The organism is Saccharopolyspora sp. NPDC050389 (assembly GCF_040655595.1).
Classification (GTDB): domain Bacteria; phylum Actinomycetota; class Actinomycetes; order Mycobacteriales; family Pseudonocardiaceae; genus Saccharopolyspora.
On the sequence record NZ_JBFAKG010000103.1, the window covers coordinates 22,537 to 32,606 of the forward strand.

Sequence of the window (10,070 nt, forward strand, 5' to 3'; positions counted from 1 at the left end):
TCCCAATCGTGTTTTCGACGTGTCATCGTTTCGGCCGCGTGCTGTGCCAGAAGGCCATGCGGTCGAGGAGGCCGTCGCGTAGGACCAGCGCGTGGAACAGCACCGCGCACATGTGGGCCGTGAAGGCGAAGAAGAGCAGGTAGGCCAGGACAGTGTGGGCTTCCCGGAGCGTCGAGTACAGGGATGGGCTGGGCGGGAGGATGGCGGGCAGATGGAGCGGCCCATAGAGCACGACGGGGGTTCCGGCGGCCGAGGTCATGGCCCAGCCGATGAGTGGCTGGGCGAACAGCAGGGCGTAGAGCAGGTACTCCGACCCCGTGGCCACGACGCGCTCAGCGGGCGACATGGTGGCTGAATGTGCCGGCGGCCGGCGCAGTAGCCGGTTGACGAACCGGACTACGACCAGAGCGAGGATCGCGATTCCCAGTGGCCGGTGGAGGAACAGCAGCGCATGGTAGGCACTCGGGGAGGCCACCATGGCGACCCCGATGAACAGCATGGCGATCACCATGACCGCCATCACCCAATGCAGCGCTCGGGACAAGACCGTGTAGCGGGCGGGGCTGTGGGGCGAGTTGTTGTTCACTGTTGCACCTTTGAAACGTCGACCGCGCTGGGCTGCTTGGGTTCGCTGGATCTGCGTGTGAAGGACTGGGAGTAGACCGCCGAGCGCGCGCTGAGCAGTGGATCGTCGGATGGCGAGATCCCGTCCGGTAGCACGAGAGGGTCGAAGTTGACGTCCCGGGCGTTTCCGGCTCCCTCGGTCTGCACCGAGTCGATCGTCAGCGTCCCCGCAGTGATCTTCTGGCGGCTCTCGGGCCAGGGCATGGTGGGGTCGTCCGTCGGATCATCGGGTTCCCCGACGGTAAGCACCAGGTTCCACTGCAGCGGATGGGCCGAAAGCTGGACGATGAGCGAGTCGAACAGGTAGTTCTCGTCGGCGGGTTTCGTCGTGTTTCCGGGGCGGGCCGGCTGCGCGGGCACCAGGGACCAGCGTACCGGGACGGTCACGCCCGTCTCGTTGGTGGCGAGGAAGGCGTTCAAGCTGTTGAAGGTGCTGTCGTCAAACCCGGATGTCGGCGGGTGCGTCTTGATGATCTTCTGCGCCCTGGCGGTTTCGGGATGCTTGGCGAGGAATTCGGCCATCTTCTGCGGATCCGGCTGGCCCGTGCCCGGAACCGGTTTGGACGCGAGGAGCCGGTCGTAGAAGCCCTGCACGGTGTTGTCGGGGAAAACCGGGATGTTGACCAGGGCGGTGCGCCACTGCTCCCCGTTCGACAGCGCGAAGACCAGTCCGAGACCCCGGATGGTGTCATTGGCGTCGGTCGCCTGCGGTTTGCCGCCGGACAGTGAGAATCTGCCAATAACCGGGGTGTGGCCTGGGTGGAAGACCGACGCCTTGGATACCGAGGTTCCGGACCCGTTGCTCGTGAAGTATCCCGATACGCACACACCTTTGGCGTGGTTGCGACGGAATCCGGCATGCTTGCCGTACACCTCCTCGAAGCGATCCGCGATGCGCACCGGTGTCAACTTCCCGGAACTGAACCAGCCGCCCGCGTAGAGGAACCCGCCGACGCTCATGACGCCAACGCCACCTACGGCAACGAGCCCGAGTAAAGTGCTCCGGCGACTGACCATGGGACAGCCGGGCGAAAGGGGCGGGTTGGTGTCTTCGTCCATTTCCCTCTCCATATCAGGACTGTGATCACGAAGCCGGAAGCTTCGTTCCCTTGTAAGTGAGACCTACGTGCGAAGAACCCGACACGTTCAACCATCGAAGAGTGCCCTCGGTCACAAAGCTCGGGCTTCCTTGATCCGGCGTGGTCGAAGAGTTTGCGCGCGATCGAGGCGCACCAGCCAGACGTGGCCATTGTGGACGTTCGGATGCCGCCGACGCACACCGACAGCGCGGTGATGTGCTGGGTAGTCAGGACGTGGTGTGCCGCCGCTTCACCAGCCACACCCGCCCCGCGCCACCGAGCGCTACGCGCGGAGATCCACCACGGATCCCCGCCTTCGACGATCTCGCGGCCCAGGATCAGCAGTAGGGAAAGGGGCTTGCACGCGTCATGACCGACCACCGACCCCACCGGCGCATGCCCGACGACCGGCGCCCGCCCCCGAGGCGTTCACCGTGCTGGGCCGGCTCTGCCCTTGCCGAAAATCCCATCCGTAGAGGTCATGCTGCTCGGTGGTATTCGTGGAGGATGCCACCGAGCCGGTCGTGTCGACGTATGTTGAGGGGTTCGAGTTGCTTCGGATCGACGACCGACGTGGGCAAGGGGCGTAGGGGACGGGCGTTCGCGATGCCTTGGTGAGGCCGGTGGGTGTTGTAGAACTGTTCGAACTCACGCAGGGCGTGGAGCAGGTGCCGCTGGTTCCAGATCAAGGTGCGGTCCAGCAGTTCGCGTCGGCACGTCAGTACCCACCTTTCCATGATTGAGTTCATTCTCGGCATCTGGACGCCGCTGAGCACGACCTCAATCCTCGTATCCGACAGGACGGTATCGAATAGGGCGGGGAATTTGCCGTCGCGGTCCCGGATCAGGAACCGCGCCCGGCTGTCGGCGTCCTCGAGGTCCATGACGAGGTTCTTTGCGGCTTGGGCGACCCACGCGGCGGTCGGGTGTGCGGTGGCGCCCAGGATCCGGATCCGCCGGATGGTGTGCTCGATGACGGCGAACACGTACATCCTCGCCCCGGACAGGGTGACGGTTTCGAAGAAATCGCAAGCCAGTAAGGCGTCGGCCTGGGAACGCAGAAAGTCCGCCCATGTGCTGGAGGCGCGCTCGGGCGCCGGGTCTATCCCAGCCGCCTGCAAGATCTCCCAGACGGTCGAGGCTGCTACTTTCACTCCCAGGACGAGCAATTCGCCGTGAAGTCGGCGGTATTCCCAACTGGGGTTCTCCTTTGCCAGGCGTAGCACCAAAGCCTGGATGGAACGGACGGTGCGTGGCCGGCCCGGGCGCTTTGGTTTGGAAACGGACGCATGGCGGCGTGCGATCAGGTCGCGGTGCCAGCACAGCACTGTGTCCGGGCGCACCAGCAACCGCAGTCTGCGCAGCACGTTCCGTGGCGGCCGATGCAGCAGCGCCGCCAGGAACGCTAGCTCAGCTGGGCTGAACCGCACCCTCTCTTTGACCGAGTTGACGTTCCAGCACCGTGATCTGATGGCGCAAGGCGAGGATCTCGATGTCCTTGTCCCGGTCACTCATGGGCAGCAGGCGCAGCATGGCGAACGCGTTCGTCACACCCAGGTAGGCCAGTCGCAACAGCACGGCCGACCATCATGCCGGAGTGATCCCCCTGTGACGGGTACTCGCGTGCGGTCGCCACGGTCATTGCGCCCTGAGATTCCCTGGCCAGCCACAGGCTTCTCATCTGGGCGGATGAGGTTTTCGGCAAGGACACCGCTACACGCAGATGGGGGCGTTCCCGTCCGAACCGGCCGATTACGTAAGCGAACCGGTGAGGTGCGAAAACACGACCCCGGATGCCACTGCGGGATGTGTTCTTTCGCGCTAAACACCAACGTTGGAGTACACCTTCGCCGGCAATGGGGAGCTGGCTGAGCACATCGCCGACGCCCATGCCTCGTTGACGCGTCAAACCGACCCGGAGCTGCCGGCGGACCGTTTCTGGTTCGCAGCGCTGTCCTCGCTGCTCCCTCAACGCCGCTGGCACGAGATCTTCCCCGATCCTGGCCTGGCATCGCAGGTTCGTCGCCAGGAAAAGCGGCGGTGACCCGGGATGAGAGTCCGATCCAGTCGAGGCTGGTTTTGGTTTTGGGTGTGGTGAACACAGGTGTCGTGTTGTTCACATTGGACAGTGTCTGGCGGACGTACAGCATCCGGTCGTCGAGGTGGACGTCGTTCCAGTGCAGGGCGAGGGCTTCGCCTTCGCGCATGCCGGTGCCGATGAGGACTTCGCCGCCGCTCCTGGGCTTCTCGCGGCCCACGACTGCCCGGTCCCGAGGAAGCGTTGCTCCGCGGGGCTTCGCGGGTCAGTCCTCCTGCCAGCTGCTGATCGTGGCCTCGCCGCCGCACAGGTCGAAGACTCCGCCGTTGGGCTCAATGGTCTTCGGCTCGCCGTCGTTCATCTTCAGGCTCACGGCCCAGACCCGGTTGCAGGCCGGCCCGTCGGGACCGCCCTGGTCGGCCGGCCACTCGACGTCCGCAGCGGCCGACTGGCCGGGCTCGAGGATGACCGGGCCGCCCGTGCCCGGCTCGCCCTGGTTGATCTGGAGACCGTCGGACGGGTTCCCTTCCCGGTCCATGAACGTGACGTCCGGGAAGTCGTCGGTCAGGGTGCAGCTAGCCTCGCCGGCGTTCGTGACCTTCAGGTGGGCGTTCACGTGGCCGGTCGAAGAGAGCTCGAAAGACGGCTCCATGTTGTCGATTTCGCAGGGCCCCTGGTCGTCAGGGCTTTCGTCGCCCTGCGAGTTCGAGCCGGCGTAGGTGCCACCCTGTGCACTACCCAGCTGCGGGGCCGGCGGCGTCTGCTGGGCCGAACCGCATGCGCTGAGAGAAAGTGCGAGGGCCGCGGCGGCGGTCAGGGTGGTCCCGATGGTGCGCAGGTTCATTTCACTGTCCTTAAAAGATCCGGTCTGCAACCTTCTTTCGATGACATAGACGTGCGACCCCGTGGGTGGTTGCTTCCAACGAGTGTGACCGCAGACATACAGGACGACGTGGTTCCGTGGGGCCGTGAGCGCTTCATGCCATCGTGTTCCGGCGGCGGCTGGACGGGAGGTGACCACGAGGCGGGTCTGTGGGTAGCGGTTGAGCAGTTTGCGCAGCCACTGCCGCACTTCTTCGCCCAGTTCGCTCCCCATATGGCTGCCCCGGTGTCAGGGGACTCGATCTGGCGACCACCGCGACGACATTCATCAGGTGTTGGTGGCCTTCATCCGCATCCACGCGCCGCGCCGGCAGGACACCAGCGAGCGCCCGGTGCCTTACGTGGAGGTGGACCGCCCGGACAAGCCCCGCGCTGATGTCCAGGCGGTGCTTACCGCGGTAGCCCATCTCGGATTCGGCGACCTGACCCTTGAAGGGCTTCATCTGCGGGGCGCAGAGCTCGGGTCTGCGCAGCTGCGAAGGGTAAAGCTCACGGTCGCGGATCTGCGCGGCACACGGTTCGAGGGTGCGGACCTGCGCGGCGCAGGGCTCCGGGGCGCGAGGTCCCTGACGCAAGATCAGATCGACTCGGCGCGGCGTGGTGATGAACGAACTGATCTGAGGAACACCGGATTGCAGCGACCAGCCCACTGGACGCCGCGGCGAGAGTGACCGCCGGCGCTGTGGATAAATACCGCGCATACTTGCCCTTCAGTTCCAGCACCTTCAACGGTTCGTCTTCAAAGGCCCACCTGCCCACGTCAGCGCGCTTTCGCGCCCGGCCACGAGGACCGGTACCCGGTCAGTTATACGGAGTCACCGACGGAGGAGTCGGTCATCTGCCCCGCTTTCCCGTCACCTTTCGGCCACCGGCATTCGCTTTTTGGGCATCCTGTTCCCGTCAAGGGCTTCAGCTCTCCTCGCAGTCGGCCTACCCGGCAAGTCACCTCGCCTGGACCTTGACGGGGTTTCCACGTTCCGCTTGCACGAGACACGACCGGGTCGGGGTCGGGTAGGACCGGCGGGTTGCCCCGCCGATCCCCCCTCAGAACCGGACTTGAACGCTTTCCATTCATCCGGCTCAAGCAAGCCCTGAAGGCTCGTCGGCAGGTTGCCGTGCTGGGCTGCGTGTGCCGCTGTTGACTTGGCGTGCGCAGTGGGCGTGTATGAGGTGGAGTGCGGCGGTGTCGTCCGACGTGCCGTGTCCCGTGTAGGTGGTGATCGCTTGTTTGCGGATCGCCTCGCCTTGCGGGTGACCTTGACCCACGTTTCCCATTCCTCTGGGGATTGTGGTTCCTGGTCGGTGTGCAGCAGCAAGCTCCGGCAGAGCGGACAGCGACCGTGTTGCGCTTGAAGCAGGCGCAGTCGGGACTTGTCCAGCGGGGGCTTGCGGCGGCGTCGCCGTTCGGCCCAATAGTTGGTCAGGGCAGGGTCATCTGGTGATGTCCGTCCCTTGACCACTTGGTGTCGGACGATTTTCGTCCAGGCGAACTTGGCGAGGTAGGCGCCACTGGCGTGGTCACCGAAGATCCACCGGTCTCGCCTGGTCGGGTGGAACGCGCCGAAGTACCGGTCAACAACCCACCGGCTCGATTTGTTCGGGTGTCGACGCTTGGCCCAACTCATGACCAACTTCCACATGTGAGTGTCCAGTTGGACGAACGTCCGCTTGGACACCACGCTCCGGTAATAAGCTGACCAACCTCGAATGATCGGATTGAGGCGGGTCACCACCGCGTGAGCGTTCGCCCCTCGCAGGGCTCTCATCTCCGTGGTGAGCCGTTTCCGGAACCGCTGCACGGCCGTTTTGCTGGGTTTGATCAGCAGCTTCCCGTTGCGATACCGGCGTATCTGCATCCCAAGGAACTCAAATCCCTGCTCGAGGCAGGTGATTCGCGTCTTGTCCTCGTTGAAGGCCAAGCCACGGGGTGCAAGCCAGGCGGCAAGCCGGTCTTTGACCTGTTCGGCCTGTTTCGGGCTGCCGCACATCACAACAAGATCGTCTGCGTACTTCACCAACACCGGGCTTTCCGGAACCACGCGGTCGGCGTTGACGCCGGATGCGCGGTACCTGACCCCGGCGGCCTGCTCCATACCGTGCAAGGCCACATTCAGTAGGACGGGGCTGATCACGCCTCCTTGAGGGCTTCCCTCGTCGGTTGGCGTGAAACATTCCCGCTCGACCACACCCGCCTTCAACCATTGTTCGACCAGCTTCCGCGCGGGAAACGTGCCGAGCTGGCCGAGAATGTGGTGATGGTCGAGCCGGTCAAATGCCGCCGCCAGGTCGGCGTCCAGGATCCATCGCCGTTGCGGGTTCTTCCCGCTAACGGTGTTGAAAATGGCCTCGATCGCGTCATGGCAGCCGCGGCCGGGCCGAAACCCGTAGGTCTTCGGCTCGAACCGCGCTTCCCACTCGGATTCCAGTGCGTTGAGCGTCAGGGATTGCAAGATCCTGTCGCCGATCACGGGAATCCCAATGGGACGCCGTTTTCCGTTGGCCTTGGGCACATACACTCGTCTGACGGGCTTGGCCGTCCACGACCGGCAGCGACTTTGCGCCCAGCCAACCCATAGGGCTTTTACTTGGGAGCTTCGCACTACCTTGCCATCGACACCCGCCGTCCGACGACCAGCATTGAGCTCCGTCACCCGCCGTACACTCAACAGTGCATTGGCGCGCGAGCGAAGCATCAACTTTTGCAAGTTCCGAACCTTCTTCAGGTCCCCTGCCTTCGATGCCGCGAAGATGCGTTGCCGCAGACGCCGTACGTCGCTCTCGGCCTGACGCCAATCCACAGCGTCCCAGTCGAGAGAGGCGTCCTCGGGTCCGTTCACCGCGACGTGTTCGCGCGTGACATCGGTCGCGGCGAGCGTGGTCGTGGCGTCCAACTTGTCCCTCGGTTCCGGTGCGTTGATCATCGAGTCTTCGCAGGCTCACCTGACGCACGTCAGCGCTCTTTCGAGCCGGACCACCAGGGTCCGTATCCGGGCGGTTATCCGACACCCCGCAGGAGGCCGCGGCCAGCGGTGTCGGTCTTTCCGGTGCCTTTCGGCGTCCCAGCCTTCGCTTGTTGCGTCATCCTTCCCCCGCTGAGGACTTCAGCTCTCCTCACGGTCGGCCTACCAAGCCGCCTCGGCTTGGACCTCAACGGGATTGCCACGTTCCACAGGTGTGAGACGCGATCGGGGTGGGCCTCTCCTCTATCCCGGGGCGGCGGTGTCCTCCCGACCAGCAGGGCATAACCAGTCGGCGCCTGCCGCTTCCCAGCGGCCAGCCCTACACCCTCACTGCTACAGCCCGTCTGCGAGGGAGGTATTGACGAGACATCAACGGAGATTCACGCGATTGACCCGGCCGATCTTTCCCTTGCCCGTGACTCCCGGACGGAACGGGAACCCTTCGGCTTTTCCCCCGGGCTTCGTACCCCGCCGTCACCAGCGACGCACGCCGAGGTGGGAACAGGTCTCACGGACACTGACCCGGAGCTACACCTTCGACATCAGTCGATCCTCCTCAGCTAGCTCACTCACTACCAGCGACTTCGTGTCGCACTGCCCCCTATACCCCGGGGCCAGTGGTGCTCCCACGACCGGCGATTCATCCCCGATCGCCACTTCCGCTTCGCAGCGGCAGGCCCTCAACCTCGGTAACGCTCTCCATCCACCCGAGGCCTATTCTCACGAGGCATCAACGGAGGTTCATGTCCTTCGCCCGCCCGGCCTTCCCCTTGCCTACGCTCCCGGACGGATCAGGACCGCTTCGGCGTTTCCCCTGAGCTCCACACCCCGCCGTTGCCAGCAACGCATGTCAGGGTGGGAACCGGCATTGAACACTCGCCAGGGACTACACATCCCGCACCAACCGGCCCCCAATCTGCGAGCCCACTCGCCACAAGCGACTTCGTGTCGCACTAAACCGCGGATACGCGGTCCGCTCGATCGAGGTCACACGAGTGATGCTTCGGAGAAGCAGCCGCGAAGCGTCTGTACTGGTCACGCGCACGTCTTGCGTCGAAGACCACGCATGATCAACTTAAGCTAAGCGGCATTGGGCCATAGCCACAGCTGACCAGCAACGAGGCCGACCAGCACCACGCCCAGCGCGAGCAGCTGGGTCAGATCCAGTTTCGTGCGCACCTGCCTGACGCGGTGCCGGCGCCGGCGAGCGAGCTCGTTTCATGGTCCACCCCGTGCCAGCGGCCCCGGGTGCGGTGGGGCGGTTCGGCACCGAATCGGGTGCGGAAAATGCCGCGCATAACCGGAACGAGGTAGGAAAAGGCACCGATTGGCCGCAAGTAATCTGTGAATTTCCGGTGCCTTGACCGCGATCCCCCTCGCGCCGGTTCCCCGCGCCCGATCATTGGCTGGTTCGCGAAGTTCTCTGGCTCCACGAAGACGTCTGGAGGACGTGGGATGAGATCAGTGATCCGCAGAACCACCACCGCCCTGATCGGCGCCTCGCTGGCGCTGACCGCGGTGGCGACCGCACCGGCCACCGCGGTCGGGCAAGAAGCCGCCGCGATCACGTGCAACAGCAGCGGCGCAGGAGGAAAAGCCACCTACCCCGGCCCTTCCGCCGGAACGGTCTACGACAGCAAGTTCATACAGGCCAACGACCTGACACCCGTCCTGTCCGAGGATTACATCCCCCAGGGCCTGGGGGCTTGGGAGAACTGGGACGGCGCCGGCAACGACCTGATACTGATCAGCATGTACACAAAACATCCCAAGAAGCCTGGTTACGCGGGGCGCATCTACGGGATCGAGGCGGGCACCAGCAGGCTCCTCGGACCGGTCGACATCAAGAGCAACCACGCCGGGGGCATCGCGGTCGTCAATGGCTGGGTTTTCGTACCAGGTGGCAACAACAGGTCCATGAACAAGTACAAGGCCACGGACCTCGCGGCGAAGTTCAAGACCCCGGGCAAGCAGTCGCTCGCGCCGAACGGTCCGGCCCAGAAGGTCAAAGGGGCGTCGTTCCTCACCGGCTACGGCGATGAGCTGTACACGGGCCATTTCGAGAAGGACCGGATGTACGTCTACAAGGTGAACAAGGACGGTAAGCTCAAGCAGATCACGGCCTACGTAACGCCCGACGAGACGCAAGGCGTGATGGTCACGGGCACCCACTTCGTCTACAGCACGTCACACGGCCGGAAGAACCCCAGCAACATCTACGTGGTCGCCCATGGCAGGAACATCAACGACCGCTCCGCCAAGTGCTTCCAGGCGCCGAGCATGTCGGAGGGCATCGCCGACTACAACGGCACGACATGGCTGCTCTACGAGTCCGGGGCGACCAACTACCCAGACGCTCGCAACGTCATCAAGAACCTGCACAGGGCCAGTACCGCCGACCTGCCGAACTTCACGGCGGGCTGACGACCGGGGGCGCTTCGCCTGTTCGAAGGAATTCGGGTGGCGGGGTACCGGCGTGATTCCGGC

At 64.4% G+C, this 10,070-nt stretch carries 9 protein-coding genes; 3 read left to right on the top strand and 6 right to left on the bottom strand.

Features of this window, described 5'->3' with window-relative positions:
* Positions 1-22: 22 nt before the first annotated feature.
* From AB0I53_RS41550 to AB0I53_RS41565, 4 genes are all read right to left on the bottom strand, one after another.
* Positions 23-586: a cytochrome b gene (locus AB0I53_RS41550; protein ID WP_358614654.1), complete on the bottom strand. Its 564-nt coding sequence runs from the start codon at positions 584-586 to the stop codon at positions 23-25.
* Complete coding sequence (locus tag AB0I53_RS41555; RefSeq protein WP_358614656.1) at positions 583-1,584, bottom strand: catalase family peroxidase; 1,002 nt, start codon at positions 1,582-1,584, stop codon at positions 583-585. Before AB0I53_RS41555 ends, AB0I53_RS41550 begins: the two co-directional genes overlap by 4 nt.
* A gap of 598 nt (positions 1,585-2,182) precedes the next feature.
* Positions 2,183-3,070 carry an integrase core domain-containing protein gene (locus AB0I53_RS41560; RefSeq protein ID WP_358614658.1) on the bottom strand — a complete coding sequence of 296 codons (888 nt, stop codon included), beginning with the start codon at positions 3,068-3,070 and terminating at the stop codon, positions 2,183-2,185.
* Positions 3,071-3,113: 43 nt separating this feature from the next.
* Positions 3,114-3,281 carry a hypothetical protein gene (locus tag AB0I53_RS41565; RefSeq protein WP_358614660.1) on the bottom strand — a complete coding sequence of 56 codons (168 nt, stop codon included), beginning with the start codon at positions 3,279-3,281 and terminating at the stop codon, positions 3,114-3,116.
* Between the two features lie 256 nt (positions 3,282-3,537).
* Here AB0I53_RS41565 and AB0I53_RS41570 point away from each other — a divergent pair, with 256 nt between their 5' ends.
* Positions 3,538-3,747, top strand: coding sequence for a hypothetical protein (locus tag AB0I53_RS41570; protein WP_358614662.1), 210 nt, complete (start codon positions 3,538-3,540; stop codon positions 3,745-3,747).
* Positions 3,748-4,006: 259 nt separating this feature from the next.
* On the opposite strand, the gene AB0I53_RS41575 is transcribed toward AB0I53_RS41570, so the two are convergent.
* The gene (locus AB0I53_RS41575) at positions 4,007-4,585 is read right to left on the bottom strand and encodes a DUF4232 domain-containing protein (RefSeq protein ID WP_358614664.1); all 579 of its coding nucleotides are present in this window, start codon (positions 4,583-4,585) and stop codon (positions 4,007-4,009) included.
* Positions 4,586-4,895: 310 nt separating this feature from the next.
* On the opposite strand from AB0I53_RS41575, the gene AB0I53_RS41580 reads away from it, so the two are divergent.
* Entirely contained in the window at positions 4,896-5,294 is a 399-nt protein-coding gene (locus AB0I53_RS41580) for a pentapeptide repeat-containing protein (protein ID WP_358614666.1), read from the top strand.
* A gap of 183 nt (positions 5,295-5,477) precedes the next feature.
* Here the strand turns inward: AB0I53_RS41580 and ltrA are convergent, their stop codons facing one another.
* Positions 5,478-7,544 (bottom strand): group II intron reverse transcriptase/maturase, encoded by a 2,067-nt coding sequence (gene ltrA, locus AB0I53_RS41585; RefSeq protein ID WP_358614668.1) that lies wholly within the window; start codon positions 7,542-7,544, stop codon positions 5,478-5,480.
* Between the two features lie 1,494 nt (positions 7,545-9,038).
* On the opposite strand from ltrA, the gene AB0I53_RS41590 reads away from it, so the two are divergent.
* A complete protein-coding gene (locus AB0I53_RS41590) occupies positions 9,039-10,007 on the top strand; it encodes a hypothetical protein (protein WP_358614670.1) in 969 nt (322 codons plus the stop codon).
* Positions 10,008-10,070 lie beyond the last annotated feature (63 nt).

Coding starts and splice junctions, on each gene's coding strand:
- AB0I53_RS41555 (WP_358614656.1), bottom strand. CDS start 1,584: ATGAGCGTCGGCGGGTTCCTCTACGCGGGCGGCTGGTTCAGTTCCGGG.
- AB0I53_RS41575 (WP_358614664.1), bottom strand. CDS start 4,585: ATGAACCTGCGCACCATCGGGACCACCCTGACCGCCGCCGCGGCCCTC.
- ltrA (WP_358614668.1), bottom strand. CDS start 7,544: ATGATCAACGCACCGGAACCGAGGGACAAGTTGGACGCCACGACCACG.
- AB0I53_RS41590 (WP_358614670.1), top strand. CDS start 9,039: ATGAGATCAGTGATCCGCAGAACCACCACCGCCCTGATCGGCGCCTCG.